This is a genomic window from Streptomyces sp. NPDC052114, assembly GCF_040680155.1.
Classification (GTDB): Bacteria; Actinomycetota; Actinomycetes; order Streptomycetales; family Streptomycetaceae; genus Streptomyces.
This window is the reverse complement of sequence record NZ_JBFAWC010000003.1, coordinates 609,042-635,719: the sequence shown is the minus strand read 5'-3', so window position 1 is coordinate 635,719 and position 26,678 is coordinate 609,042. Positions and strand designations below refer to the sequence as shown.

The window sequence follows — 26,678 nt, the reverse complement described above, 5'->3', positions numbered from 1 at the left end:
GACCGGCTCCCGCCTGTTCGACGTTCCTGTGGACCGTTGGCCCGTGTCACGCACAGGACGCCGGCCCCCGCCGTCCTGTGACAGCCCGGCGCGGTGGCCTGCGTCACACCGTCGTGCTGTCACAGGAGCCCGGCGGCCGGCATCTCGTGTTCGTCAGGACGCCGGGCGGACGAGCCGCCCGGCACACGACGTCACCCGTGAGGACACCGTCATGGAACCCCGTATGGACCTGTTCGCCCACGAGACCGGCGCCAGGATCGGCAAGCGGATCTACGCCGTCAGCCTGGTGATCCAGGAGTCGTCGCTGCCCAGGGCCACCCAGGAGCTGGTGCAGCTGCGCGCCAGCCAGATCAACGGCTGCGGCTTCTGCGTCGACATCCACGCCAAGGACGCGGCGGCCGCCGGTGAGGGCGCGGCCCGCCTCGCCCTGGTGGCCGCCTGGCGGCACTCCACCGTGTTCACCGGGGCCGAGCGGGCCGCGCTGGCGCTCACCGAGGAGGGCACCCGCATCGCCGACGCCTCCACGGGTGTGGCCGACGAGACCTGGGCGGCGGTGCGCGCGCACTACGACGAGGAGCAGACCGTCGCGCTGGTCTCCCTGATCGCCATGATCAACGCGACCAACCGGCTCGGCGTGATCCTGGACAACCAGGGCGGTGCCTACGCGCCGGGCGCGCTCGCCGGGGTCGCCGGCTGAGGTTCCAGCAGGGCCCCGCGCAGCGCGTCGACGAACTCCTCGTCCACTCCGAGGAGTTCGGCGGCGTACCCGCGGACGGAGCCGTGCCGGCGCGTCAGCTCGGCGAGGAACAGGCGCATCACCTCGGCGGGCGCGTGGGGGTACGCGGGCCAGATCTCCCCGGCGTCGGGGTGCGCGGCCCGCCAGTCCGCGAGCAGCCGCTCCGAGGCGAGTTCGGTGAGCGCGAAGTCCGCCACGACCTCGTCCTCGGGGACGCCGAGCAGTGCCAGGACGAGGGCGGCGATCAGGCCCGTGCGGTCCTTGCCGCCCGCGCAGTGGAAGACGAGCGGCGCCTCGTCGGCGGCCGCCGCCACGATGACGTCGAGCGCGGCGCGGATCTCCTTGACGCCGTCGTGCGCCACCTCCATGTACCGCTCGGCGAGGTACGGGCCCGGCAGCACCTCCGGGCCGAGGGAGGGCTGGTCGTACGGCCGGTGCTCGATGCTCAGGTGGTGGTAGGCGGCCTCCGCCCGCTCCGGTAGGCGGCCCCTGGCGTCGATCTCCCAGCCGTGCCGCAGATCGATGACCGCGCGGACGCCGAGCGAGCGGAAGCGCGCCCAGTCCGCGCGCTCGGCCTCGTCGGCCCCCTCGTCGGCGCGCAGCTTGCCGAGCGAGTCGGCGCGGTACAGCAGCCCCCACCGCACGGCGCGGCCGTCGGCTGTCCGGTAGCCGCCCAGGTCACGGAAGTTGTGCAGGCGGGCGAACGGTATGTGTCTGTCGTCGGTGCTCACACCGTCGGACGGTACGTGAGGCACCGGCATCCCGTCCCGGGACCGCGTGATAGACACATGCGATGACGACGATCTCCGGCCGGGCGTTCGACGCCGTACTGAGCGACCTCGACGGCGTGATCCGCTTCTACGACATGGCGGAACTGGAACAGGCCGAGCGCGACGCCGGACTGCCGCGCGGCGCCACCGCCGAGGTCGCCTTCGCGCCCGGGACCGATCTGCCGCTGATGCGCGGCGAGATCACCAAGGAGCAGTGGATCGAGGCGATCGCCGACCAGCTCGCGGACCGGGTGCCCAGGGAGCGCGGGCGCGCGCTCGGGACGACGCTGGCCGAGGCCAAGTTCCGCGCCGACGAGACGGTGGTCGGGCTGCTCCGGCAGGCCCGCGCGGCCGGACTGCCCGTCCTGCTCGTCACCAACGCGACGCCCTGGCTCGCCGACGACCTCGCCCTGCTCGGCCTCACCGGCCCCGACGGGCTCGTGGACGACGTGATCGGCAGCGCCGACCTCGGCGTCGTCAAGCCGGACCGCCGCATCTACGAGACGGCGGCGCGGCGGGCCGGGGTCGCCCCGGACCGCTGCCTCTTCGTGGACGACCGCGAGGAGAACGTGACCGCGGCCGAGGCGCTCGGGATGACCGGCCTGCTGTACCGCGAACCGGCCGACCTGCGGGCGGTGTTGGCGCCGGTCATCGGGGCGTAGACCTGCGCGGTGGCCGGCCGGCCGCCGTCCCGGCACGGCCCCGCGGCGGCCGGTCCTAGCCGCCCGCGTGCTCCGCGAAGTCGTCGAGCACCGCGCCGAGATGGCGCAGTGACGCCGTCACCCGTTCCGGGATCGCGAAGAACGGGTCGTCCGGCACCGGCAGCGACCCGGCGAGCGCCAGGCCGCGGGCCCGCGCCCACGTCGCGTCGTCCATGTCGACCGCCGCCCGGAAGGCGTCCCGTGCCGACGCGGGCAGGAACATCCAGGCGGGGATCAGATCGCAGGCGGGGTCGCCCACGGCCAGCGTGCCGAAGTCGATGACGGCGCTCACGTGCCCGTCCACGGCGAGCAGGTTGCCGGTCGCGAGGTCCCCGTGCAGCCACACCGGGTCGCGGTCCCACGCGGGTGCCGCGAGCGCCGCCTCCCACACCGCCGTCACGGCGGCCGTGTCGACGATGCCGTCCAGCTTCGCGATCTTGGCGCGGACGAGCGAGTCGGCGGCCAGCGAGTCGCACTCGGTGCCCACGCGCTCGCCGCGGAAGGCGTTGCTCAGGTTCGGCGCGGGGCCGTCCGTCGCGTCCGCCTTCTGCAACGCCCTGATGAACCCGGCGAGTTCGGTCGCCGTCCGCACCGGGTCGGCGAGCCCGTCGGTGGTCGCGGCCTCGCCCTCCAGCCAGCGGTAGACCGACCAGGGGAAGGGGTAGCCCTGGCCGGGTCCGCCCCGGGCGACCGGCGTGGAGACGGTGAGCGGGAGCTGCGGGGCGAGCCACGGCAGCCACCGCTGTTCGCGCTCCACCTGCCCGATCCACCGGGAGTGCCCCGGCAGCCGTACGGACAGGTCGTCGCCGAGCCGGTACGTCGCGTTGTCCATGCCGGGGCGCGGCACCGGGGCGATGGGCAGGTCCGCCCACTGCGGGAACTGTTCGGCGAGCAGCCGGCGGACGAGGTCGGCGTCGATCTCCATGGGTAACTCCTTGGGCCAGTACTGGTCGTGAGGGTTGCGGAAGTGGTCATTACTGTTCATCCCGGTCGTCACGTGTGTGGGGGCAGATCCGTCACCGTGGTGACGGAACGCGACGGGAGAATGTGACAGATGAACGAGAAGGCATCGGAGCAGGCCGTCCTGGCGGCCCGGTTCGAGGAGCACAGGCCCCGCCTGAACGCGGTCGCGTACCGCATGCTCGGCTCGCTGAGCGAGTCGGAGGACGCGGTCCAGGAGGCGTGGCTGCGGCTGAGCCGCACCGAGGGTGCCGCGGGCCGTGGGGAGGGCTCGGGCGAGGTGCAGAACCTCGGCGGCTGGCTGACGACGGTCGTCGGCCGGATCTGCCTGGACCTGCTGCGCTCGCGGCAGTCGCGGCGCGAGGACCCCCTGGACACCTCGGAGCGGTCCGCCCTGGAGGCCCATGTGCCGGACCCCGTCGTGAGCCGGGTCGACGCCGTGGACCCCGAGCAGGAGGTGCTGCTCGCCGACTCGGTCGGCCTCGCGCTGCTCGTCGTCCTGGAGACCCTCGCGCCCGCCGAGCGCCTCGCGTTCGTGCTGCACGACATGTTCGCCGTGCCCTTCGACGAGATCGCGCCCGTCGTGGAGCGCTCGACGGCCGCGACCCGGCAGCTGGCCAGCCGCGCGCGCCGCCGGGTACAGGGCTCGGCCCCCGCGCCGGAGACGGACGTCGCCCGGCAGCGCGAGGTCGTCGACGCCTGGATGGCCGCCACGCGCGCCGGCGACTTCGAGGCGCTGCTCGCGCTCCTCGACCCGGACGTCGTGCTGCGCGCGGACACCGGCGAGCTGTCCTCGGGCCTGTCGAAGGTGATCCGGGGCGCGGCGACGGTGGCCGGGCAGGCCGCGATGTTCGCGGCGATCGCCGACCACCAGTACGTGGTGCTCGTCAACGGCCTGCCGGGCCTGGCCGCGGCGCCCGGCGGCGAGGTCGTCTCGCTCGGCTCCTTCACCGTCGTCGACGGCAGGATCACGGAGATCAACATCATCGCGGACCGGGACCGGCTGCGGGAGCTCGGCATCCCGGCGGCGGGCGCCTGAGCGACGGCGGCCGCCTGAGCGGCGGCCCGCGGCGGGAGGAAGGCGTCAGACACCGACACCGGCCTCCCGCCCCCCGCCGCTCGTGCGGCGCACCACCCGCAGCAGATAGTCCTTGCGGTGGAGCGGGTCGTGGTCCGTCCGCTCGCGCGTGGGGACCGTGCCGCCGCGCACGGGCTCGTAGTGGTCGAAGGCGGACTCCAACTCGCCCTCGCCGCGCGTGAGTCCGGGCAGCTGCTGCTCCAGCGCGTGCACCTGCTGCGCGGGGACGTCCCCTTCCAGGAGGTACGCCGCCCCGCTCGCCGACTGCGTGTGCGGCACCGCCCGCAGCCGCGCGAGCAGGGGCAGCACCGCCCCGACCGTGTCGGCGGGCACCTCCAGGCGGAAGCGGTGCATCGGCTCGTGCACCACCGTGCCCGCCGCGCGCAGCGCGTCCATCAGGACCAGCGGCGTCAGGTTCCGGAAGTCCCCGGCCGTGCTCGACATGCTCTTGTCGAAGGTGCCGTGCGCATGGCTCTGGCGCGGCCAGTACCCGGCGTGCGTCATCGTGACCACGCAGTCGGGGACGCGCCAGCCGTGCAGGCCCTGGTGCAGCGTCTCCCGCACGGTCTCCTCGACCGCGCGGAAGAACGCGTACGGCATCGAACCGAGCTCGACGCCGAGCCGGAACTCCACCCCGGCGCCGACCGGCGCGGGCGCCACCCGCAGGCCGACCGTGGCGAGGAACGGGTTGGGGTCCTTGTCGATGATCTCGAACGCCGAGCCCGTGCCCGCGACCCGCTCCACGCAGATCGTCGTCGTCTCCCGGAAGGAGACGCCGAGCCCGAAGTCCTCGGCGAGCGTGGCCTGGATGACCTCCTTCTGCACCTCGCCGTAGAGCGAGACCGACACCTCCTGGCGCACGTCGTCCTGGCGCAGGCCGATCAGCGGGTCCTGCTCGGCGAGCCGGGTGAGCGCGAGGTGCAGGGCGCCCCGGTCGGCGCGGCGGAGCGGGGCGACGACGGTCTCCAGGGTCGGCGGGGCGAAGAAGTGCCCACCGGGGTCGACGCCCGCGCGCGGGACGCCGATCACGTCGCCGATGCGGATGCCGCCGAGCCCCCAGAGCCTGCCGATCTGCCCGGCCCGCACCTCCGCGCGCCGCACGTCCGTGCCCCGCTCGAAGACGCTGATGCCGGTGACCTTGCCCTCGCGGACCGGACCGTCGGCGCCGCCCGCCGCCACGATCTCCACGCGGTCGCGCGTGCGGACCGTGCCCGAGAACACGCGGACGCAGGCGATCTGCTCCCCGGCCGCGCCGCGCTCGACCTTGAACACGGTCCCGGAGACGGGGCCCTGGTCGTCGCCGACGGCGGAGGGCAGCAACTCCCGGATGCCGTCCGTCAGTTCGCGGACGCCCTCGCCGGTCGCCGCCGAGCCGAAGAACACCGGGTGCACCAGCGCGCGGCGGGTCTGCCGGGCCAGTTCGGCGCGCAGACGGTCGTACGAGAGGGGGGCCGCGTCCTCGACGTACGCGGCGAGGACCGTGTCGTCGTGCCCGGCGAGCAGTTCGGTGAGACGGGCGGTGAAGCCGCCGTCGCGGGTGTTCTCCGCGGTGACGCGGGTGTTCTCCGCGGTGAAGGGCACGAAGCGCGCGTCGCGCGTGCCGATGCCGCGGACCGTGCCCATCGGGACGACGTCCGGGGTCAGCCGCTCGGCGATGTGCCGCAGCACGCCCTCGTACCGCGCGCCCCGCCGGTCGGTCTTGTTCACGAAGATCAGCGTGGGGATGCGCAGCCGGCGCAGCGTCCGCAGCAGGACGCGGGTCTGCGCCTGTACGCCCTCCACGGCGGAGACCACGAGCACGGCGCCGTCGAGCACGCTCAGGACCCGCTCCACCTCGGCGATGAAGTCCGGGTGGCCGGGCGTGTCGATGAGATTGACCGTGACGCCGCCGCTGTCGCCGTCGTCGGTGCCGCTCGCGGAGGCGCCGATGACGAAGGAGACGACCGCGGACTTGATGGTGATCCCGCGCTGCCGCTCCAGGGCGAGCGTGTCGGTCCGGGTGGTGCCGTCGTCGACGCGGCCGACCTCGTCGATGACCCCGGCGGCGTGCAGGAGCCGCTCGGTCAGGCTGGTCTTACCGGCGTCGATGTGGGCGAGGATGCCCAGGTTCAGTGTGTGCGGAGCAGATGAATGCACGTACCGTCATGTCCTTTGAAGAGGGGGGAAGTCCTTTCGCGTGGGACATGCACGAACGCCGCATTACCTTCTCCTTCGTCGACTCCGCCGGGCTCTCCCCGGCCCCGCCAGTGGAGCAGTCGGTGATCGGGCGCCGCAAGTGATTAAGACCGCCGAAGCGACCCTGGAGGACGGCACGGCGAAGAAGCCGCTGTGCGCGTACAGGCTGAAGCAGCGGGCGACGCGTGGGGCCGCGGGCCGGGGTGCGGTGGGCCGGGTGAGGTGGGTGCCGCCCGGCCCGGCCCGGTGAGCGCGCCCCTCCGCGATCAGCGGGAACGCCGCTCCGCGTACCGCGCCCAGAGGCCGAGACCCGCCGCGGCGGCCAGCAGCAGCCCGCTCGCGGCGGGCGTCGGCAGGTCGACGAGGGAGGTGCTCGCCGGACGCACCGCGCAGGCCCAGGCGACCGCGCTCACCGCCAGGGCCGCGGACTCCCCGGCGATCCACCGGGCCGCGCGGTCCTCCTTGCCGCGCAGGAGAGCGGCCCCGGTCACCCACACCGTGACCGTCACGAGCCCGGCGACCAGGCCGAGCGAACTCACCGGTGTCCGCTCCTCGCCGTGCACGAGCCACCGGAACAGCAGCAGCCACACGGCGACGCCGAGGAACACGTCGCGCACGCTCCGGCGGATGAGCGGGCGCCGTGGCCGGTCGTCGGCCGGCGTCTCGGCGCCGACCGTCTCCGTCGTCGGCACGGCGGCCACGTCGGTCTGCGCGGTCCGCGTGTCGTCGGAAGTCTCCAGGACCGTCACCGGGCCACCCCCGAAGCAGCCCCTGCCACAGAACCCGCCTCCGCGCCCGCCTCCGCCCCCGGCGACACCGCCGCGATCCGGCGGCGCCGCGCGAGCCACAGCACGAGAGCCGCGTAGCCGCAGAGCATGGCCACGTCGACGGCGACGGCCGGCGCGCCCATGTCCGCGGCCGTCTCCTCGGAGGCCAGCGCACCGGCGATCGCGGCCGAGAGGCCCATCGCCAGCAGGTTGTTGACGACGTGCAGGCCGATCGCGGCCTCCAGCCCGCCCGTACGGACCGTCAGCGCGCCCGCGACCAGGCCGAACACCGTCAGGTCCACGAAGCCCCACGGCGTGCCCCACCCGTGGGCGGCGGCGAACAGCAGGGCCTGGGGCAGGACCGCCACCCACGGCGAGCGGCACCAGGCGCCGACCGCCTGGACCAGCCAGCCCCGGAACACGTACTCCTCCGCCGAGGCCTGGAACGGCACGAGCACGCACACCATCGCGAGACCGAGCAGGAAGTTCGGCAGCCCCGCCCACACCAGCTCGTCCCGCGTGCCGCCGCCCGACGGCTCGGGGAGCAGCAGCATGATGCCCAGCGACGTGGCGACCAGCGGGAGCGCCACCACCAGACACCGCCCGAGCCAGCCCCACCGCAGCCGCCCGGTCACCGACGACACGGTCCCCGCCGGACGGCGCTGGGCCCAGCGCGCGGCCAGCAGCACCAGAGGAGTGAGCAGCGCGAGCGACAGCAGGGCGAGCCCGGTCTCCCCGATGCCGCCCCAGACGCGGAAGCCCTCCTTGTCGACGGGCCGGTTCAGGAACGCGCCCGCGATCTCCCCGCCGGCCATCACCGCGACCGCCGTGACGAGGGTCCCGCCGAGCACCAGAGCGGTCCCCGCCACCGGCCGCCACCAGCGGTGCCGCCCGGTGGCCAGGGCGAGGCGGTGGTAGGGGAGGGGCGGTGCGGTGTACGGGGGCCAGGGGGCGGGCGGGGCGTACGCGTGGGGGTACGCGGGGTACGGGGAGGGGGCCTGGTGGGGCGGCGTGGTCATGCCCACCAGCATTCCGGCGGCGCGGGGCCGAGGCGTCGGCCGTCCGTACGATCACGCTCTCCAACCAGAGATAGACGCGGACCCTCCGGCGGCAGGGACCGGGTGCCCCGGGCGCGGCAGGCGGGAACACGCACCTCCTCCGTATCATCGAGGCCGATATGGAGCGGATACGGAACTGGCTGCTGCCCGTCCTGCTGGCGATCCCGCAGCTCGCCTACTGGCCGGGGCGCGTGCTGCGGGAGGGCGAGCCGGTGGGCACCGCCCACCTCGTGGCGGCCCTCGCGATCGCGGTCGTGGTCACGGCCGGGCTCGGCGTGCGCCGCAGCCGTCCCGTCGCCGCCGCGCTCGCCGTCGAGGCCGGGATGCTCGCCGGGCTCCTCCTGCCCGAGGACGCGACGCTCCTGCACTCGCTGGGCCTGCTGATCGCGCTGTACTCGGTGGCGGTGCGCCGCCCCGGGCGGACGGCCGCCCTGGTCGGCGGGGCTCTGCTCGTCGTCGACACGGTCCGTTCGGTGCTGGTGCTCGACTCGGGTCTGGAGGCGGCCGGCGAGACCGCCGTGAACGGCGTGCTCTATCTGACCGTCGTGGGCCTGGGCCGCAGCCGCCGCCGCTGGCACGCCGGGCGCCGGGCCGCCGCGCGGGACCTGGCGCGGGCCGAGGCCGAACGCGGCCGGGCCGCCATCACCGAGCGCGGGCGCCTCGCCCGCGAGCTGCACGACGTCAGCGCCCACCACCTCACCTCGGTGGTGGTCACCGCGGACAGCGCGCTGCGGCTGGCCGGGCGCCGACCGGAACTGACCGAGCAGGCGCTGCGGTTCGCGGCGGAGACCGGCCGCGAGACCCAGGCGGCCCTGCACCGCCTGGTGGCGATGATGCGGACGTCTGCGGCGGACGAGGAGAGCGCCCTGGCGGAGCGCGTCGACGAACTGGCCGCCGGGTTCGCCCGGCTGGGGCTGCGGCCCGCCGTCGTCGTGGCGCCGGAGCTCGTGGCGCTGACCGGACCGGTGGCCGATGCGGTGTTCGGCATCGTGCGCGAGGCCCTCACGAACGCGCTGCGGTACGCCCCCGGGGCGGCGGTCCGCGTGCGGGTCCGCGTCATGGACGCGGACCCGGGGGCGGACGCGGACCTGGACGGCGCGGTGGAGCTGACGGTCGAGGACGACGGGGCGGCCGCGCGCACCGGGGCGGCCGAAGGCGGCGCGCCCGCGGGGCGGCAGCGGCTCGGCTCCGGGCGCGGCACGGCGGGCATGCGGGAGCGGGCGACCGCGCTCGACGGCACGCTGACGGCGGGGCCGCGCACGGACGGTCCCGGCTGGTGCGTACGGGCACGGCTGCCGCGCACCGGCGTGCTCCCCTCCGCCTCTCCGGCCCTGCGCACGCTGCGCCACCGGGTCGCGCGCCACCCGGCCCTGCGCTCCCTCGACCTGTCCGACGCGGCGATCACGCTGTCCGTCGCGGTGTTCCCGCTCTTCGTCGTCCTCGTCGAGAGCCCCGCCGAGACCGCCCTGGCCTGCGTCCCCGCCCTCGCGCACGGGCTGCCGCTGCTGTGGCGGCGGCGCGCGCCCTGGGCGGTCCTCACCGCGGTCCTCGCCGCGGCCTGGCTCGCCCCGCTCGCTCTCGCCTTCGGGCTCCTTTCGCCGACCGTGGCGCTGAGCCTGGCGGCGACGGGCGGCGTCGCGGAGTGCGTGGCGGTGTACGCGGTGGCGGCGTTCGCGGGGTGGCCGCGCGTCACCTGGCTCGCGATGCCGGCCGGTGCCGCCGGGCTGACGCTGTCCTCGCTCGCCCTCGCCGCGGCCTACGGGATCACGGAGCTGGAGGACGACGGCGGCTTCGGCCTGCTGCTCTTCCTCGCCGTGTTGCTCGGGACGGTCTTCCTGTTCCCGATGGCCGGGGCCTGGGGCCTGGGCGCGGCGGTGGGGACGCGGCGTGAGCGCGTCAGGGCCCGGGAGGACCACGCGCTCACGACGGCGGTCGGGTCGGCGGTGGCGGAGGCGTACGAGGAGCGCCGCCGCATCGCCGTGGAACTGCGGGGCGAGGTGCTCCGGCACGCGGGCGAGGTGGTCGCGCGGGCGGAGGCGGACGACCTCAAGGGCGTCGCGGCGGAGGCGCGGGCGGGCCTGGCCGCGATGCGGGAGCTGCTGGCCGCGCTGAGAGAGGTGACGGGCCCGGGCGACGTACGCGAGCCGCGGCGTCCGCCGGAGGAACGGCACCCGCCCGAGGAACGGCACCGGCAAGAAGCACCGCATCGGCCGCGGGAGCGGCCCCCGCACCCGACGTCCCACAAGAGCCCGAAAGAGGCACCGCCATCAGTACGGACACCGGCACCGGCGCCCACGGCCGCGACCCCGACCCCGGTACCGACCCCGGTACCGATCCCGGCACCGGCACCGGTACTGACTCCGGCACCGAGCCCGGGACCGGCACCGAGCCCGACTCCGGCCCCGGCGCCGATCCCGGCACCGGAGTGATCCGGGTGATGGTCGTCGACGACCAGGCCGTGGTCCGCGCGGGATTCGCGGCGATCGTCGACGCGGAGCCGGATCTCCAGGTGGTGGCCGAGGCGGCGGACGGGGCCCGCGCGGTGCAGCTGGCCTCCGCGCACGCCCCGGACGTCGTCCTGATGGACATCCGCATGCCCGGCATGGACGGCCTGACGGCGACGCGCCTGCTCACCGACCCGGGCGCGCGGGCCCAGGGCACCGTCCCGCGCGTGCTGGTCCTGACCACGTTCGACCAGGACGTCTACGTCCACGACGCCCTGCGCGCCGGGGCCTCCGGGTTCCTCCTCAAGGACGCGCAGCCCGAGGAACTCCTCGCCGGCATCCGCGTGGTGGCCTCCGGCGAGGCCATGCTCGCGCCCACCGTCACGCGCCGGCTCATCGACGCCTTCGCGGACACGGCCCCCGCTCCGGACCCCGCGCTCCTGGAATCCCTCACGCCCCGCGAGCGCGAGGTCCTTGCGCTGGTCGCGGCGGGCCACACGAACGCGGAGATCGGCGCGGCCCTCGGCGTCACCACGGGCACGGTCAAGTCCCATGTCAACGCGCTCCTGAGCAAGCTGGACCTGCGCGACCGCGTCCAGGCCACGATCCTCGCCTACGACCTGGGCCTGGCCCGTCCCCGGGGCACCCGCTAGCCCCGGTCCCGCACCGCGCTCTCGTGCGAGGCCGCCGTCGGCTGCGCGGGCACCCGGGGCTTGGCCCCGTCCGGCTCCCGCGAACGGCGTTCCTTGGCGGCCGGAGCCTGGGCGGGCGCGTGCGCCCCGTCGGCCCGCAGGACGTCGAGCTCCCGCTGGAGGGCGCACGTGCGCCGGTACGACTCGTACAGGTAGCGCACCTTGGTCCGCAGCATCCACGGGTCGACGGGCTTGAGGACCACGTCGGCCACGCCGAGGAGGAAGGCGGCGGCGGCCAGGTCGCGGTTCATGCCGAAGCCGGTCAGAAGCAGGATGGGGATGTGCTGCGTCTGCTCCAGGCGCCGCATGTAGCGCACCACGTCCAGTCCGCCGGAGCCGGGCATGCGGACGTCCAGCAGTACGAGGCCGACGTCGCCGCGGAGGATCTCCTTGAGGGCGTCGTCACCGTTGGTGACGCAGGTCAGCTCGTAGTTGAGGGCGGCCAGCGCGCTCTCCAGCGCGAACAAGGTGTCCTTGTGGTCGTCGACGATGAGGATCTTCGAATCCGGAGGCATGGTCTCAGGTCCTCTCACTCCCTCAACCAGCGTATGTCAGTGCGGAGTTGTGGACGCCCCTCGGGGCCGGAGACCATGGCCAGGACATGTCGAACGGACTCGGGCCGGAAGCCTCTTGCCGGCGGCCCAACTGATCTCGACCGGCTGGCAGGAGAAGGGCGCCTCGCTGACGCCGGTGACCGTGCCGACCGGACGGCGACCGTCGAAATAGGCCAGATTTCCCTCCGTCGTCCGGAGGCGGTGAAGTCGCCCATGGCTCTCTTGTGGTGACCCGGGAACCGTAGGAGAGTGAAGATCGACCTGCGAGAACGCACTTCTTGGTGACGGGGGACCAGATGGTGACCAAGCACGAGCTCAAGGACCTGCCCGAGGACGCGGATCTGCGGCGCGCGGACTCGCTGGCGCGGGAGATCTTCGCCGACGTCGCCAACAAGTGGGCGCTCCTGATCATCGAGGCGCTCGGCGAACGCACCCTGCGCTTCAGCGAACTGCGCGACGAGGTCGAGGGCGTCAGCCACAAGATGCTCACGCAGAACCTGCGCATGCTGGAGCGCAACGGCCTGGTCGACCGCGAGGTCCACCCCACCGTGCCGCCCCGCGTCGAGTACACCCTGACGCCCCCGGGCCGCGGCCTGCGCACGGCGGTCGACGCCCTCTGCGGCTGGACCCAGGAACACCTCGCCCACATCGAGGGCGCGCGCCGCGACTTCGACGCCTGAAGCGCTCGAAGGGGCCCGGCCGGGATGACCGGCCGAGCCCCTTCGGGATGCTCGCTGTGCTCGCCGACCTGCGGAGGTGCACCGTCCGCAGACCGTCGCGAAGAGAGCCTGGATCAGGCCTTCTTCGTCTCCAAGTAATGGGCCGGGTTCGTGACCTGCAGCGATCTCTGCTGTGGGTCGCTGACCTGGCCCTTTGGTGATTGCTAGCGACGGGTCGCGACGGTCTTGATCGGGTGTCTTGCGGACTGCTTGCGGACTGGTCTCGCCTCCAGAGCATGATCCTGCAGCAGCCCCCTCCCAGCGCCGAACGAGGCTGCGGCCACTTGCCGCCGATCGGGAGGGCAGGGCCTACTGCCTCCCAACAAGCACTGCGAGTCTGGGCAAACCGCAGCCGGGCAGACGTGAGTTGCCTATGCTGCTGGACTGGGCAATGGGAGGGCGATGACCACACCGGGGGAGACCAGTCCAGAAGCGACTTCGGTCCAGAACGAGTTCGCGTTGGAGCGGTATCGATATGTCTTGCAGCAGATCCACGCTGTTAACGAGAACACTCACCGCTTTCTCGCCCTGTACCAAACGCTCGCCACTGCACTAGTCAGTGCAGCCCTTGCTGTTTTCGTAGGTTACCGCGAGTGGGGATTGGAACCTGCCACCGCGCGAGGTGGAGTAATTGGGCTATTGGTTCTCGTCACTCTGGTAGCGGCTTTCACGAGTATGTTGATTGTGGTTGGTGCGCTGGCCTGGCTGGACTATCGAAACGAAGAGTGCGATATCACCGAAAAGCATGTTGGTCCTGGCTTCCGCGCACGCCCCCGGCCAGGCAATTTCATGCGTTGGTACGAGACGTACCTACTGCTATTTATCATTGTCTCAATGATCGTTATGTGGATGATCGCAGCCGTATTTCTTCTGCCGGCAATGAGGTGAGTATTTCCTGTGTCCGAGCATGACTACACAAGCACATCTCTGTGGCAGAACGCACTGGCTGTACGCTCAGATGATGACCCGCACCATGAACAACGCGAGAGGCTTCGAGTTTCGTACCTTGGACTCAGGAAGGCGGCTGCGGTGCTTCTCCAGGAGAACGCACGCAGCATGCCGGAATTTACTGTGCACGACATCACGCACGTAGACGCGTTATGGGAGACCGCGGACCTCGTATGTGGGAACGCAGTCACGCTGAATCCTGCGGAAGCCTATGTGTTGGGTTGTTCTTTCGTGCTACACGATGCTGCGATGGGGGAGGCGGCATATGGCACGAGTGTCCCTGAGACGCTAGGGGAACAACGGTGGCGCGATCTTCTGTCGGTGGCCTATTATCAAGAGCAGGGGTGTTGGCCAGAGCAAGATCAACTCGACTCGCCCCCGGCTGAGCTGGTCGCTGCTTGCCGAGCAAGCGCAATCCGTGAATCACATGCCGAGCAGGCGCGCCGGCTAGTCGATCACTCTTGGCAATCTGACACGGGCAACGAAATTCACCTCATTGGGGATGTCTTGCTGAGGGAGGCGTACGGTCCACTGATAGGTGACTTGGCTGCTAGTCACTGGTGGCCAGTGGACCAGCTCGCCGGCCAGTTCCGCCGTGAGGCGAACTCTTGGCCTTGGCAGCCGCGCGACTGGACGATTGATCCGCTCAAACTCTCCTGCATTCTGCGACTTGCAGACGCCACGCAAGTCGACGGGCGTCGCGCGCCGACGCTGCTATTTGCACTGCGTAATCCTCAAGGTGTCCCACGCGAGCATTGGCGGTTTCAAACTCACGTCAGTCGCCCTGACCTGACTGGAGATCGAGTCACCTATACAGCGCTGCGACCGTTTCTTGCCCAGGACGCACCCTCGTGGTGGCTAGCGCTCGACTACCTTCGTGGTATCGACCAGGAACTCAAGGCGGTCGATGCGCTTTTACATGACCTTGGTCGAGATCGGTTCGCAGCTCGGGCTGTCGCGGGAGTCGACTCGCCCGAGCGATTTGCTGAGCATTTTCGCGTGCAGGGTTGGAGGCCCATCGACGCGACCGTCACAGTCTCGGACGTGTCCGCCTTGGTCAGAGGGCTGGGTGGGGAGCAATTGTATGGCGACGAACCCGAAGTCGCCGTACGGGAACTCATTCAGAATGCTCAGGATGCCGTGCTTGCACGCCACGCGCTGCAGCCCGATTTTCCTGACGGCCGCATTGATGTGCTGCTCACCGAGGCTGATGGCTCCTGGTGCCTGGAGGTTCGCGACAACGGCGTCGGTATGGACGAGGAGACTCTGATCCATGGCTTGCTCGACTTTGGCAAGAGCGGATGGAGCTCTCCCAGTCTCCGGAATCGTCTTCCGGGCCTGGCTGGAGGCGGGTTCAAACCCAGCGGCCGGTTTGGCATCGGATTCTTCTCAGTTTTCCTCCTGGGTGACAAGGTCGAATTGACCACCCGACGCTACGACGCCGCAGTAAAGGATGCCCGACGCCTGAGCTTTGACGGGACGTCTCGCCGTCCCCTGCTCACACCCATCAGTTCGGAGGGCTGGGTGCCGGAGGGCACGACGGTTCGTGTATTTCTGAAGAAGAGCCCCAATGACATCCAGGGTGTCTTGTACCGTACTGAGGACGACCGGCTCAGTCAGTTGATTCAGCGCCTGGTGCTCGAAAACGCAATCCCGATTCAAACGCGTGAGCCAGCCGCCCCTGAGGGAAATGTGCTCGAGCCATTTTCCTTGGCTACAGGTTCGCCTGAAGCGGTGTTCGATCGCCTCTATCCGCCTGCTCTCGGAAACCTCCGCCTCGGCGATGAAAAGCAGCGCTTGCTGATGAGAGATGACTTCATCGCACGCGCGACAGAACTGCTCGATGATGAAGGTAGACGGATAGGGCTGGCGACACTCTGGGGAAATTCAGACATCATTGGTCGCAACCGATACGCCGGGATCGTGACGCTCAGTGGATTCTTCGCTGATGGATCGCGTAACTTTGTCGGGTACCTCTGCGGTCAGCCGAATCGTGCTTCACGGGACCGTGTCGCACTGTCCGCGACCCAGGAGCAGGTGAGAAAATGGCTTCGAGCTCAGGAACTCTATCTCCGCGACACGAGTCAGTTCGACGAGGGTTTGCAACTTGAACTGGCAGGGTCCCTCCATCAAGCCTTCAAAGCCCTTCCGGAAGACATGGCTTTTGCGCTGACGTCGCAGGGGCCAATGTGCCTGTCTCGGATCGCTGAATGGGCGGCCCAGCGCGACAGGATATTCTTGGCTTCGGGAGCCCCCTTGAGCTGGCATTCGAGCCCGCCGAGGGCCTATCATATATTCTCGCTTGAATCAGTGGAATTGCCTGATGACTGGGTCCTTATTTGTGAGAGGTGGGCGGGCCCACCGCTGTCAGATGTCTTTCCTTATGGGGGGAATCGTGACGCCGAGTACGAGTTCGCTCGTAACCACGCCACGGTAACTTGGGAAAAGGGATGGTGGCGCATTTCAAGCACGCTCACGGGATCTTTCATGCGCATGCTGTGCACCACCTGGTCCTGCACGCTTGAGTCGCTACTGCATCCAATTGCGCAGCGCGATTGGTCGGACGAGCTTCAACTGGGCGATGGCGGTTTGAGCTCGGTGTCGGGATATTTGCTTGTTCGGCCTCCAACATCAACGACTGCCTGATCGGGCATTGGTGTCGCGGTCGTCACGTTCCTTGGATTTCGATTGCAAGCGCACCTAGAGCCTCCTTCTCTGGTGGATAGATGGCGCGGATGCTGGCGAGCTGAACATCATGGGCGGCTGTCGGATTGACGTTTGCTGGTCCCTCGCCAGTGAGTAGGGCTTCGAAGTCGGAGTACTCAGTAACCCGTTTGACGTGGACCTCGCAGGCTTCGTCGGTGCCTTTGATCCGGAAGCGGATGATGTCGCCGGGGGCCAAGTCTTCGAGGTGCGGGTACTTCACCCGTACCTCGATTGTTTTGGCGCCCGTGGCAACCAGGTCGAAGTACTTGCGGTAGAGGTTGAGTTCGTGGACGCGGGCGGTGGTGTCGGTCATGGGGCGGGAACGCTCCTGGGTGCTGGTGTGGTCATCATGCGGCCGATCGCGGCGGCTGAGTACGAGCGGAAGAAGTGGCGGGGGTCGGACAGCAGAGTCTCGTTCAGGGCGAGCAGACGGTCTGCGTACTCGGGCAACGAGCCGGGCCACTGCCGGGTATCGAGCATCCAGTCGGCCGCACCGTGGGGCAAGGGCGAGTGACCCTCGCGTATCAGGGATTTGGACAGCTTGGCGCCGGTGTCCGTGACGATCTGGGGGCAGAACAGCCGGGCGGGAAGCTGGGCTCGGGTGAGGCCGACGGCTTGGAGGGCTTCGTCGACGAGATGGGAGCCGAAGACCCAGTCACCACCCTTGACCATGACGTGAAGCGCTCCGCGCGGGCCGGCCAGCGCGAGCTCCTTCACGAGGTTGCGGTAGAGGGTGGCGAGATCTAGATACGACCCTGCGGTGGGTGTTACGGCAGTCTCGTAGGGGCCGTGGTGGAGGCACACGGCGGTCACCGTGGCAGCCTCTGGACCGGTGAGGCGCACCCGAGTGCGGTCGGCGTATTTCTCGGCCCACCCGCAGTTGAAGCGGGGGCACGGAACCCGTACGTGAGGCGTACCAGTCGAGGGGGCGAGCCACCAGCGGGCGGCATCGATGCGCGGCAGGACCCGTAACCAGGTGCGGCGGAAGTGCTCGCCGGCCTGCTGCTGGGTGTACGTCTCGATCCGGTACGGGATGCCCAAGCGGCGAGACAGTGCGGTGAACAGCGGCTCGTAGAGCGCGGCAACGAGGTCTGACAGGGCCCGCGCGCCGAGAGCCTGGGCGTACGCACGCTGGTAGCGATGACCGGTCACCGGGTCGTTGGCCAGGTCGTACGGCGCGTTGTCGAGGGCGCTGAATAGGACCTCTGTGACCAGGCCGAAGCGGCTTCGGAGGCGGGCGGCCATGGCGAAGGCGAGGGACTGGACCAGGGAGGTGCCGAGGTGTGGGGCGCCGTTGATCTGGGTGCCGACGACGAGCACGATCCGTTCCGGTGGTTCGGCCAGGATGCGCGGAGTGAGGACGTCCTCGGCGTGGTGGAGGGCGTTGGCGAGCACGGTATTCGGTGAGACGGGGTGCATGGTCACGGCGGATTCCCTTGCGTTGGGGAGCAGTTCATTCGGCCTGGGTGCGGCCGAAGAAGAGCCGTTGCTGGAGCGTGGAGTGGTCGAGGTACGCGTCGATCTCGGCGGGTGAGGCGGCGCGTGAGAGGGCGTCGAGGCCCAGTACGAGGGCGGCCGGGGTGCGCTGCCGAAGCAGCAAGGTCCAGGGCCTGCCTGCGGGTATGCGCTTGCGGTACGCAGTTCCGTCGAAGCGCAGGGCGACGTTGGTCGGGCTGAGCGGGTGCAGGCGTGTCCCGATGTCGGGCGGTGGCGCGGTGGCGGGGCCGAGGCCCAGTGAGGTCGCGACGGCGCGCATGCGCTGCTCGATGATCACGGGTGTCTCGTACGAGCTTCGGGGTGGCTGTGGCACGAGGAGCAGGCAGCACAGGGTGGCGCCGGCCGGATCGGTGTCGATCCAGGTGGCGGTCGCGAGGGAGGCGATCAGGCTGGCGGACAGCGTGGGGTGAGCGGCGCGGGCAGGCGTCAGCATCGCGTCGCCTCCGTGTAGTGAAAGGCAGCCCACACACGTTTGCCAGGGCCTTGGCGGGTGGCCACGCCCCAGTCGTCGGCGATGGCTGCGACGAGGAATAGCCCACGACCGTCGTCGCTGGTGTCCGGCACCTTGTGTCGCTTCGGGATTCCGTCGCCGGCGTCGTGCACTTCCAGCAGCAGGTGGGTGGTGTGGAGCTCCAGGCGTACGAGGATCAGACTTCCGGCAGGGCCGCCGTGCAGCAGGGCGTTGGTCACCAACTCCGAGGCGCACAACCGGATGTCATCGAGGCGTCGGGTCATCGCCCACTGGGTAAGGGCCTCGGCGACGAACTCACGGGCGGCGTGCGCTGCGGGCCTGTGCCGGATGAGAAGTGTCGAGCGGTGCTCGCCGGCACCACCGCCCTCGGCGTCGTCCGGCGAAGGTGTCTCCGGCTTCTCGCGTGCTCTGCTGGCCATGCCAACAGCCAATCGGCATCGCTCGTTTGGGTCGGGAGCCAGCGCGGGGGCCAAGCGGGGGGCCACTATGGGGGCCAGGATCCACATGCTCCGAGGAGATGGGATGGGCGACACGGGTATCGGTGCCCTGCTCCTCCGCCTGCGCAAGGAGCGCGGCTGGACCCAGCAGAAGGTCGCCGACGAGTACAACGCCCGCGAGGGCCGCGCTGCCGTAACCGGCAAGGAGATCGGGCGCTACGAGCGTGAGGCGCGCATCCCGGTCCCCTACACCCGAAAGCACTTGGCTCAAGTCTTAGCGGTCGAGGTGGGTGTCCTCGACCGCGCAGTCGCGCTCACCCAGCGGCGCCGTGGCGATCAGGACGGGGCGGAGGGAGCGGATGGCCTGGCGGCAGTGCCAAGTCCGGCCGAGCGTTCCGTAGCCGCCGCCGTGTCGGCGGACGCCTCGTCGTCGGCCGAGTTCGCCCGGTTCATCACGCAGCGCAACGCCGACGAGCTGGTCGTCGAGCAGCTGGAGGCCGACGTGGCGCGGCTCGCGCGCTCGTACGTCAGCCACCCTCTGCTGGAGCTGTACGTCGAGATCAAGCAGTTGCGGGATGGTGTCTTCGACCTGCTTCGAGGGCGCCAACGGCCACGGCAGACGAGCGACTTGTATGTCTCGGCGTCGCGGCTGTGCGGGCTGTGCGCCCACGTCTGCCTGGATCTGGGGCACTACGAGTCGGCGGCCACCCATGCCCGTACTGCCCGTGCGTGCGCCGAGGCGGCCGGGCATGAGGGAATGCTGGCCTGGGTGCGGGCGGTGGAATCGCTGATCGCCTACTGGGCGGGGAACTACGAGCAGGCGGCCCAGCTCGCCCAAGCGGGGCGCCAGCATCGAGCGGGAGGAAGCATTGGCGCCCGCCTCGCGAGCCTGGAGGCGCGTTCACTGGCGATAGCAGGTGACAAGGCGGGCGCCGCAATCGCCCTTGCGGACGCGGAACGCTCCCGCGAGGGGATGCTCGGCCACGATGACGCTCCAGGAGTCTTCGCCTTCCCAGCCGCCAAGCAGTTCGCGTATGCCGGGACGACTCATCTGGCCATTGGCGGTCGCGGCCATGTGCAGCAGGCCATCGCCAGCGCGGACACGGCGATCCGGCTCTACCGTGGCGCCGAGGCAGATGACCAGTCGGTCGGTGACCTCTTTGCGGCCCACCTCGATCTTGCCCGTGGACACATGCTTCTGGGTGACCTCGATGGCACCGAGGCGATGGCCGGGTTCGTGCTCGAGGCGCCCGTGGAGCGTGTGTCGGCGAGCATTGTTCGGAGGCTCGTTGATCTCTGCCGGGAGCTGAGCGGGCGCCAGTACGGTGGAGCCGCGCAGGTGTCCCAACTGTGCGAGCGCATCCAGCACACAGCCGTCCTCGCGGCATCTCCCGCCGCCCGTCCTCCGGAGCTGCCGACGTGACAGACCTCTCCGCTGCCCACGACGCCGCTGTGACCGACCGCGACCGCCTCGCCGGAAGCGCCTACAACGGTGACCGAGACCTTGCCGCCCGTCAGTCGCTCTATCAATGGCAGACGCCGCGACACGACTTGCCCGGCATTGTCGCCGAGCAGCTGAGCGCCGTCCGCGGGCGGGTCGTTGATGTCGGCTGCGGGAACGGCAAGTTCATCAAGCGGCTGCGCCAGGGCCGATCTGATCTCAAACTGCTCGGCCTGGATATCGCGCCCGGCATCCTCGCCGACGTGCCCGGTGCGGTCGCGGTGGCGGATGTGGCGAGGCTCCCACTGGCCACGGCGAGCGTGGACGCCGCCTTGGCGCTGCACATGCTCTACCACGCCTCCGACATCGCCCAGGCTGTGCGAGAGCTCTCCCGAATCGTCACTGCGGACGGCCTGCTGATCACCTCCACCAACAGCGACCGCGACAAGGCCGAGCTGGACGAGCTGTGGGTCCGCGCGGCCGGCGAAGTCCTCGGCACCGGTCGTGGCCCGGCACGGATCTCGCTCAGCGCCCGGTTCTCCCTGGAGAAGGCGCCGGCCTTGCTCGGAGAGGAGTTCGGCCGAGTCGAGACGGTCGAACTGCCCGGCACCATCACGGTCCGCGATGCCGGACCTGTCGTTGCGCACATGGCCTCGTACCAGGCGTGGGCGGATCAGCATGAAGTGCCTTTCGAGGCCACGATCGAGCGGGCCCGCACCATTCTGGAGCAGCACATCGCCCGGCATGGGGCATTCGAGATCCACTGCCTGGGCGGCATCCTCGTCTGCCGCCGCTAGCGGGGCAGACGAGGATGCGCATGGTGTCCGAGTACGGGTCAGACCGATCCGCGCTCGGGGTGTTGTCAGAAGAGTTTCCGTACCTTGACGGCCTCGACCAGCCGCTTGATCTCCGCCTGGTCGGCATCGGTCATCACGTCGCAGATATCGCCGATGCTGAACGGGCCGGCGCCGGGGACCTGGTCGATGTACTTCGTGATCAGGGCGTCGACCGCCTTCTGCAGCGCGGGGAGTTCACTCACCCAGTCGTTTTCCAGACGTATCTGCGCGGCCGCGGCTTCCCTCTCGGCCTGCGTGGCGCTGGAGAGCAACTCCAGTTCGGCGGCGGTGAACGGGGCCCCGTCACGGTGCTTGTGGCGAACAGTGCCGTAGCGGGAGGCGTCCGAATCGGTGAGGAGGACGACCACGTCGGGGCGAATGGAGGTGTGGGGCATGCAGGGGGTTCCTTCCAGAGTGGGGTTGGGGATGTCAGCGCCGCCGCGCTGGGGGCTGCTGGTGGGGCGGGACGGTGGTCCTGGGGCGGACTGGGGTACCGGTGCGTTGTGTGGTGCTGCGGGTATGGGCTGCGTGGGCGCGCTTGTTCGACTGGGCGGTGATGTGCCAGTTGAGGACCTCGGCGGGGCGTTCGGCGGTGTCGAGCTCTCGCTGGGCGACGACTTCGGCGAGGAGGCGCCGGGCGTTGTGGCCGGCGGATTCCGCGCGGGCGAGGGTGGTGGCCAAGGCGGGCCAGGCGGCGTCGGCCAGGATGCGGTCGGCGTGGTCGGGTGCGGCCTGGCGTACGGCAACCTCGAAGCGTTGGACGGTCTGGGGACGTGGGGCACGCTGGGCGAGGTCCGCCAGGGCGGGCTCGGCGGTTTGGCGGTAGACCTCCTGGAGGTGGCGGAAGGCTTCCTCGGCCGCTGCGGCCTGCTGTTCGTGGCCGCGCTGCTCGTGCCACTTGGCGGCGGCGCGCGCCAAGTGCAGGGCGGCGAAGACGAGGGCGATGGCGAGGCCGCCCGGAACGTTGGCGGCGTAGGTGAGTTCCCTGGCGGCCTGGCGTAGTTCGCCAGCGGCCTCGTGGTCGGCCCGGATCGCGGAGCGGCGTGCACGATTGAACGCTGTTGCCGCTGCTCGTAGTTCGCCCTGGTACGGGCCGGGAGTGGCGCGGGCGAGGTTGTGCAGGGTGTCGGCGAACGCGTCAAGGTGGCCCTGGGCGCTGGCGTCGTCGCCAGAGTCGAGGAGCGTGCGCGCTGTACGCACGGCGGATTCCGTACGGCGCCACGAGTCGGCCGGGTCCGCCACCTGCTGGGGTCGGTCGGCCACATCCTGGGTGGGGAGGCGCTCAGCCAGGCGGTTGTACGACAGGTCGGGCGCGAGCGCGGAGCCGCCGAAGAAGATGGTTTCGCCGGGCGCGGCCAGGCTGTATCCGTCCACCTCGTTGGTCTTGGCGCTGACGCGCGGCCTGACCTGGATGCCCAGAGACGTGAGCACGGCGAAGTAGTCGTCGACGCTGTGTACAGCGGCGGCGACCGCGTACGCGCGCTCGCGCAGCCATTCCCGCGTGGTCTTGTCCTGGCCGAGGCGTTCGGCCTTGGCCCGCTCGGCGCCGGTGGGCGTCTTGGGCGCGGTCAGGTCACCGGACTTGAGCTGGCGCAGACCGAACTCGGCCTCGATCTTGCGGCATTCGCGCTGGGCCCGCCAACCGTCCCGGTTCGAACGCGGGCGGCGGCCGTCGGCGCGGACGGTGGTGGCGAGAATGTGGATGTGGTCGTCCGCGTGCCGTACGGCGATCCACCGGCACGCCTTGTCGTCGCCCTCGGGGGCGATGCCGGTGGCAGCCACGATGCGGCGGGCGACTTCGGCCCACTCGGTGTCGGTCAGGTAGGGGTCGCCGGGTGCGGTGCGTACCGGGCAGTGCCACACGTGCTTAGGTGGCGCCTTGCCGAGTTCGCGGGTGCGCAGGTCGACGTGGTGGTCGAGACGCTGGGCGAGCTGGGTGTAGGTGGCGGTGGGGTCGCGGCCGGGGTCGGGGGCGCCGGCCATGTCCCAGGCAGCCACGATGTGCGGGTCGGTGTGCTCATCCCGACGGCCCTTGCCGAAGAGGTAGTTGATCAGTCCTCGGGTGTCGGATCCGGTGGAGACGTCAGGAACCATGTGCGACGCCTTCCGCCAAGAGCTGGTCGAGTAGCTCGTAACTGGCTTGAGCGGCCTGCTCGATGTGGTCGAGGACGGTCTTGGTGCGCTCGGGTATCGCGCCGGAGTGGATGGCGCCCATGATCTGGTTGAGGTTGGTGCCGTTCCGGTTCAGCGCCTGGGTGTGTGCATCGATGGCCTCTACGAGCGGGCGGATGGGGTCGTCTTCCGGGCTGCCGGCCATGGTGGCCTTGCCGAGGGCGACGGCCAAGGCGGCGTCGCCGACGAACCCGGCGAACTTCTGACGTCGCCGCGCGGCTGCCTCGTCGATGATGCGGACGGCGGTCGGGGTGAAGCGGATCTTCTTCTCTTGGTCGCGGTTCTCGCCTGTGCGCTTGCGGTTCATCCGGGCGGGCAGCGTGGGGGCGTCGGGCTCACGCCACGAGGGCTGCTCAACGGGCAGCGGAGGATGGGCGGGAGGCTCGGGTTGCGAGGCAGCCGTGTCGGCGGGCAGCTCGTCGTGCGCGGCGGGAGCGGCGTTGGGCTGCTCGGCGCTGTAGGCGGCAGACGTGGCGCTGGGCTCGGCCACCCCCTCCTCCGGCTCGGGCGCCCGCTGGCGCCCGGCCTCTTCCTCCGCCACCCCAGGGGCGGGGGCAAGCGCGGACGTAGCCCCTTTAGGGGCTCGAACGCTCCAGCTTGCTGCTGTTCGTCGGGCCGGCCCGAACCATCCCCGACGGCGGTCAGCGGGATGGTGGTCGTCGGTGTCAGTGACATGCATGTGGGCGCTCCAAAGGCATGGGTGGGGTGGTGTCGCGTGCGTCGCATGCGTTGCATGCCTGGTCAGCGCAGGTACGGACGTCCGGGCAGGTACGGAGACGTGCGTCCCGGCGACGGAGTCCGTCCCCGCGCTGACCTGCGCGGGGACGGACGCGACGCAGTGATACGGACTACGACCGGATGGGGTCAGCGAGTCCGCTTGGCCCCGGTGGGACCGCTGGGCGGGCCGACGGGCAGCGCCCCCGTCGGCGCGGCGGGCTGCTTGCCTGGAGCCGGACGCGTGGGCTCAGTGCCGTGTGTCGGCTCGGGTGCGGTGCCCGCCTCGACGAGGTCGGGGCAGTGGCGGGCCCAGGCGTCCAGGAACCGGTTGCGGGCATAAGCCTTGGCCTGCCTGCCCTTGTCGAAGCGGTAGTTGGCCGGGCCGATCCCGAAGTCGCGCAGCAGGTTGCCCAGGTGGTAGGCGTTCAGCCCCTTGGCGCCGTGCTCCGCCCAAGGGGCGTCAGCGTCCTGGATGAGGGCGGCGACCAGGTCCTGGGTGGGCAGGGCGTCGGGGTTGTGTGCCTGGGCGAAGATGCGATGGATGTCGCGCAGCAGCCGTGTCTTGAGGCTGGTCTGCTCGTCCTGGACGGCCTCGTGCCGCGTCATCGCCAGGCAGGAGGCGCGAGCCTCGGCGGGCCAGTGACCGCCGGCCAGATCGGCGACGATCACCAGCGGCTCCCAGGTGTCCGCCGCCCGGTCCTCCACCGGCATCACCGGAACCATCCGGGCAGCGGTGCCACGCAGGGGGCCCAGCCAGGCGTTCAACCGGTCACGTAGCGCGTTGAGTTCCGGTGCCGCGTACCGCGTCCGGAACGGGGCGACCTTCTCACCGGGCTTGCGCTTCTGCATCCGCAGCACGACCGACCGGTCGGTGATGGTGTCCGGCAGGTCACCGATTCCCGCGATCGCGGCCATCGCGAAGGTAGGGAACGGGGTGGGCTTGTGCTCGGGGCCGGAGATTCGCCAGGCAGGCCGGTTGCGCTGATGGCCCGCGTTCAGCAGCCCGCGCAGAATCTCGCTGTCCCCACTGGCCTTGGGGCCGAAGATTGTGTCGGCCTCGTCCACCAGCAGGGTGGGCGGAATCTTGCCGATGGTGCGGAAGATGACCGCCGGCGAGGTGTTCACCGTCATCATCGGGTCGTGGACGGTCTCGTAGAGCACGTCCAGGACACGGGACTTGCCGCAGCCCTTCGTCGGGCTCATCACCGCAAGGCGGGGCGCGTGCTGCAGCACGGTCTGGATGTGGGTGGCCGCCACCCACAGCGTCACCGCGGTCAGCGCCTCGTCACTGGGGAGCACGACGTACTTGGCGATCGCCGCCCGCAGCTCGTCGAGCAGCACGGCCCCGTCACCGGCTGCGACGGGACTGACATCGGCGTGGACTCCAGCACCTGGCCCGTCATCGGGGACCGGCGCATCGTGCTGCACGGTCCCCTTCACCAAGCCGCCCGTCCCCGGTGACAGATGGGGACGGTCATCACCGTCCCCATTACGGTCCCCTGGCGCAACCTCGGAGCGTTGGGGACCGGTCCCCAATCGTGCGCCGGTGACCTGCGCGTTTCCACCGCTTGTGGATACCGGGACCGTGACGTGTGGGGGCTCGGGGACGGGCACCGCGAGGGGACCGTCTCCTGTTCCCGGATCAGCCGAGGGCTGGTCCCCGTTTCCCGGCAAGGCCAGTTGGCCGGGTATGGGGACAGGGGACGGGGTGTCCTGCCGGTCCCCGCGCTGCCAGGGGATGCCCTGACCGGGGACCGCCGCAGCAGGCCAGACGGTAGCGGGGGATGTGTTGGTGGTGTCGGGGGACGTAGAGTCCTCCATAGACGTTCCTCTCCGGGAGAGGCGGGGCGGGCAAGCCCCACCTCTCCCCAGCTCATTTATCAGCGATGGGCGATCAGTTGGGGAATCTCCGGCCCTCGGCGACAGCTCGCCGAGGGCCGTTCCCATGCCGGGGACAGTCGGTCCCTCATGAGGCCAGCCCCCACTCGCTCGACCCCTGCGCCAGCGCCTGCTCGTAGCGCTGCAGCTCGGCCTCGGCGTAGAGCACGCGCTTCCCGATCTTCATGCCGCGCGGCCCCTTCCCCATCTGGCGCCAGTAGCGGACGGTGCTCTCGGCCGTGCGGTAGCGCTCGGCGACCTCGGTGGTGGTGAGGTATCGACCCATGCAGTTTCCCAATCGACTAGGTGGCAAATCAATCTGCATAAGATGTACCTCGCGATCGCCGATTACCCAAATCGGCTAGCACATGTTTCAATTTGGATAGCGATGATGGCGAGAAGGAGGTTCGATGGCAGGCGGCAAGGCAGATGGCGGCGAGGTGCCACTGCTCTACAGCGAAGGGAACGTCGCGGCGCGCGTGGCGCTGGAGCGCGAGGTTCGGGGCTGGAGCACAACCGAGCTGGCGGAGCGGGTGACCAAGGCTGGCGTGAAGCTGAACCAGACCGCGGTCTGGCGCATCGAGAACGGCGAGCCCCGTCGCCGCATCAACCTCGACGAGGCACTCGCCTTCGCCCGGGTCTTCGAGCTCCCCCTCGAAGAGCTCATGTCCCCGCCCCTCGAAGGCATCGACATGGAAGGTCGGCGCCTCGTCCAGGAAACGGTCGAGGCGTTCTACGAGTCCCGCGACGCCCAGGACCGCCTCCACGACGCGGTGGTGGCGACCGCTGAATACATCGAGGCCCACTCGGAGAGCTCACGGGCCATCCACGAACAGTGCCTTCGCCTCACCGGCGAAGAGCGCGATGCCCGCGCCCTCACCGAGTACATCGAGGGTGGCGGCTACTACCACTGACCAGCC

27 protein-coding genes are annotated in these 26,678 nt (G+C 70.5%); 12 read left to right on the top strand and 15 right to left on the bottom strand.

The annotated features are described in order from the left end of the window. Positions 1–211 precede the first annotated feature (211 nt). Positions 212–697, top strand: coding sequence for a carboxymuconolactone decarboxylase family protein (locus AB0L89_RS09710; RefSeq protein ID WP_365137009.1), 486 nt, complete (start codon positions 212–214; stop codon positions 695–697). Here the strand turns inward: AB0L89_RS09710 and AB0L89_RS09705 are convergent. Continuing rightward, on the bottom strand, positions 661–1,467 hold the full coding sequence (locus tag AB0L89_RS09705) for a tyrosine-protein phosphatase (RefSeq protein WP_365137006.1): 807 nt from the start codon (positions 1,465–1,467) through the stop codon (positions 661–663). The genes AB0L89_RS09710 and AB0L89_RS09705 overlap by 37 nt on opposite strands. A gap of 62 nt (positions 1,468–1,529) precedes the next feature. Here AB0L89_RS09705 and AB0L89_RS09700 point away from each other — a divergent pair, with 62 nt between their 5' ends. Further along, entirely contained in the window at positions 1,530–2,168 is a 639-nt protein-coding gene (locus AB0L89_RS09700) for an HAD family phosphatase (protein WP_365137003.1), read from the top strand. 55 nt (positions 2,169–2,223) lie between these two features. On the opposite strand, the gene AB0L89_RS09695 is transcribed toward AB0L89_RS09700, so the two are convergent. After that, positions 2,224–3,132 (bottom strand): aminoglycoside phosphotransferase family protein, encoded by a 909-nt coding sequence (locus AB0L89_RS09695; protein ID WP_365137000.1) that lies wholly within the window; start codon positions 3,130–3,132, stop codon positions 2,224–2,226. Positions 3,133–3,261: 129 nt separating this feature from the next. Here AB0L89_RS09695 and AB0L89_RS09690 point away from each other — a divergent pair, with 129 nt between their 5' ends. After that, the gene (locus AB0L89_RS09690; RefSeq protein WP_365136997.1) at positions 3,262–4,206 is read left to right on the top strand and encodes a sigma-70 family RNA polymerase sigma factor; all 945 of its coding nucleotides are present in this window, start codon (positions 3,262–3,264) and stop codon (positions 4,204–4,206) included. A 45-nt stretch (positions 4,207–4,251) separates the two neighbouring features. Here the strand turns inward: AB0L89_RS09690 and AB0L89_RS09685 are convergent, their stop codons facing one another. After that, positions 4,252–6,381: a translation factor GTPase family protein gene (locus tag AB0L89_RS09685; RefSeq protein WP_365136994.1), complete on the bottom strand. Its 2,130-nt coding sequence runs from the start codon at positions 6,379–6,381 to the stop codon at positions 4,252–4,254. A 139-nt stretch (positions 6,382–6,520) separates the two neighbouring features. Between AB0L89_RS09685 and AB0L89_RS09680 the strand changes: the two genes are divergently transcribed. Further along, complete coding sequence (locus AB0L89_RS09680; RefSeq protein ID WP_365136991.1) at positions 6,521–6,670, top strand: hypothetical protein; 150 nt, start codon at positions 6,521–6,523, stop codon at positions 6,668–6,670. A 16-nt stretch (positions 6,671–6,686) separates the two neighbouring features. Here AB0L89_RS09680 and AB0L89_RS09675 read toward each other — a convergent pair whose 3' ends face one another. After that, positions 6,687–7,169, bottom strand: a complete 483-nt coding sequence (locus tag AB0L89_RS09675; protein ID WP_365136988.1) for a hypothetical protein — start codon at positions 7,167–7,169, stop codon at positions 6,687–6,689. Beyond that, entirely contained in the window at positions 7,166–8,206 is a 1,041-nt protein-coding gene (locus tag AB0L89_RS09670; RefSeq protein WP_365136985.1) for a CPBP family intramembrane glutamic endopeptidase, read from the bottom strand. The genes AB0L89_RS09675 and AB0L89_RS09670 overlap by 4 nt, the downstream gene beginning before the upstream one ends. Positions 8,207–8,364: 158 nt before the next feature. On the opposite strand from AB0L89_RS09670, the gene AB0L89_RS09665 reads away from it, so the two are divergent. Beyond that, entirely contained in the window at positions 8,365–10,674 is a 2,310-nt protein-coding gene (locus AB0L89_RS09665; protein WP_365136982.1) for a histidine kinase, read from the top strand. A gap of 8 nt (positions 10,675–10,682) precedes the next feature. After that, the gene (locus tag AB0L89_RS09660; protein ID WP_365136979.1) at positions 10,683–11,342 is read left to right on the top strand and encodes a response regulator transcription factor; all 660 of its coding nucleotides are present in this window, start codon (positions 10,683–10,685) and stop codon (positions 11,340–11,342) included. Here the strand turns inward: AB0L89_RS09660 and AB0L89_RS09655 are convergent. Continuing rightward, entirely contained in the window at positions 11,339–11,896 is a 558-nt protein-coding gene (locus AB0L89_RS09655; RefSeq protein ID WP_365136976.1) for a response regulator, read from the bottom strand. The genes AB0L89_RS09660 and AB0L89_RS09655 overlap by 4 nt on opposite strands. Before the next feature lie 335 nt (positions 11,897–12,231). Here AB0L89_RS09655 and AB0L89_RS09650 point away from each other — a divergent pair, with 335 nt between their 5' ends. From AB0L89_RS09650 to AB0L89_RS09640, 3 genes are all read left to right on the top strand, one after another. Further along, positions 12,232–12,615, top strand: a complete 384-nt coding sequence (locus AB0L89_RS09650) for a helix-turn-helix domain-containing protein (protein WP_365136973.1) — start codon at positions 12,232–12,234, stop codon at positions 12,613–12,615. 519 nt (positions 12,616–13,134) lie between these two features. Continuing rightward, entirely contained in the window at positions 13,135–13,542 is a 408-nt protein-coding gene (locus tag AB0L89_RS09645) for a hypothetical protein (protein WP_365136970.1), read from the top strand. A gap of 141 nt (positions 13,543–13,683) precedes the next feature. Next, entirely contained in the window at positions 13,684–16,248 is a 2,565-nt protein-coding gene (locus AB0L89_RS09640; RefSeq protein ID WP_365136967.1) for an ATP-binding protein, read from the top strand. Between the two features lie 22 nt (positions 16,249–16,270). Here the strand turns inward: AB0L89_RS09640 and AB0L89_RS09635 are convergent, their stop codons facing one another. The 4 genes from AB0L89_RS09635 to AB0L89_RS09620 are packed head-to-tail and all read right to left on the bottom strand — an operon-like array spanning position 16,271 to position 18,696. Next, positions 16,271–16,621: an ASCH domain-containing protein gene (locus AB0L89_RS09635; protein WP_365136964.1), complete on the bottom strand. Its 351-nt coding sequence runs from the start codon at positions 16,619–16,621 to the stop codon at positions 16,271–16,273. Then, on the bottom strand, positions 16,618–17,733 hold the full coding sequence (locus AB0L89_RS09630) for a hypothetical protein (protein WP_365136961.1): 1,116 nt from the start codon (positions 17,731–17,733) through the stop codon (positions 16,618–16,620). Before AB0L89_RS09630 ends, AB0L89_RS09635 begins: the two co-directional genes overlap by 4 nt. A 28-nt stretch (positions 17,734–17,761) precedes the next feature. After that, complete coding sequence (locus AB0L89_RS09625; protein WP_365136958.1) at positions 17,762–18,238, bottom strand: hypothetical protein; 477 nt, start codon at positions 18,236–18,238, stop codon at positions 17,762–17,764. Further along, the gene (locus AB0L89_RS09620) at positions 18,232–18,696 is read right to left on the bottom strand and encodes an ATP-binding protein (RefSeq protein WP_365136955.1); all 465 of its coding nucleotides are present in this window, start codon (positions 18,694–18,696) and stop codon (positions 18,232–18,234) included. Before AB0L89_RS09620 ends, AB0L89_RS09625 begins: the two co-directional genes overlap by 7 nt. Before the next feature lie 103 nt (positions 18,697–18,799). Here AB0L89_RS09620 and AB0L89_RS09615 point away from each other — a divergent pair, with 103 nt between their 5' ends. Next, positions 18,800–20,137, top strand: a complete 1,338-nt coding sequence (locus tag AB0L89_RS09615) for a helix-turn-helix transcriptional regulator (protein ID WP_365136952.1) — start codon at positions 18,800–18,802, stop codon at positions 20,135–20,137. Further along, on the top strand, positions 20,134–20,952 hold the full coding sequence (locus AB0L89_RS09610) for a class I SAM-dependent methyltransferase (protein ID WP_365136949.1): 819 nt from the start codon (positions 20,134–20,136) through the stop codon (positions 20,950–20,952). The genes AB0L89_RS09615 and AB0L89_RS09610 overlap by 4 nt, the downstream gene beginning before the upstream one ends. 65 nt (positions 20,953–21,017) lie before the next feature. Here the strand turns inward: AB0L89_RS09610 and AB0L89_RS09605 are convergent, their stop codons facing one another. From AB0L89_RS09605 to AB0L89_RS09585, 5 genes are all read right to left on the bottom strand, one after another. After that, positions 21,018–21,386, bottom strand: coding sequence for a hypothetical protein (locus AB0L89_RS09605; protein ID WP_365136946.1), 369 nt, complete (start codon positions 21,384–21,386; stop codon positions 21,018–21,020). 34 nt (positions 21,387–21,420) lie between these two features. Beyond that, positions 21,421–23,085 carry a mobilization protein gene (locus AB0L89_RS09600; RefSeq protein WP_365136943.1) on the bottom strand — a complete coding sequence of 555 codons (1,665 nt, stop codon included), beginning with the start codon at positions 23,083–23,085 and terminating at the stop codon, positions 21,421–21,423. Then, positions 23,075–23,704, bottom strand: coding sequence for a hypothetical protein (locus AB0L89_RS09595; RefSeq protein WP_365136940.1), 630 nt, complete (start codon positions 23,702–23,704; stop codon positions 23,075–23,077). The genes AB0L89_RS09600 and AB0L89_RS09595 overlap by 11 nt, the downstream gene beginning before the upstream one ends. Positions 23,705–24,027: 323 nt before the next feature. Beyond that, positions 24,028–25,221, bottom strand: a complete 1,194-nt coding sequence (locus AB0L89_RS09590; RefSeq protein WP_365136937.1) for a DUF3631 domain-containing protein — start codon at positions 25,219–25,221, stop codon at positions 24,028–24,030. A gap of 625 nt (positions 25,222–25,846) precedes the next feature. Then, positions 25,847–26,044 (bottom strand): helix-turn-helix domain-containing protein, encoded by a 198-nt coding sequence (locus AB0L89_RS09585; protein WP_365136934.1) that lies wholly within the window; start codon positions 26,042–26,044, stop codon positions 25,847–25,849. Between the two features lie 124 nt (positions 26,045–26,168). Here AB0L89_RS09585 and AB0L89_RS09580 point away from each other — a divergent pair, with 124 nt between their 5' ends. Continuing rightward, on the top strand, positions 26,169–26,672 hold the full coding sequence (locus AB0L89_RS09580) for a helix-turn-helix transcriptional regulator (RefSeq protein ID WP_365136931.1): 504 nt from the start codon (positions 26,169–26,171) through the stop codon (positions 26,670–26,672). Positions 26,673–26,678: the final 6 nt, after the last annotated feature.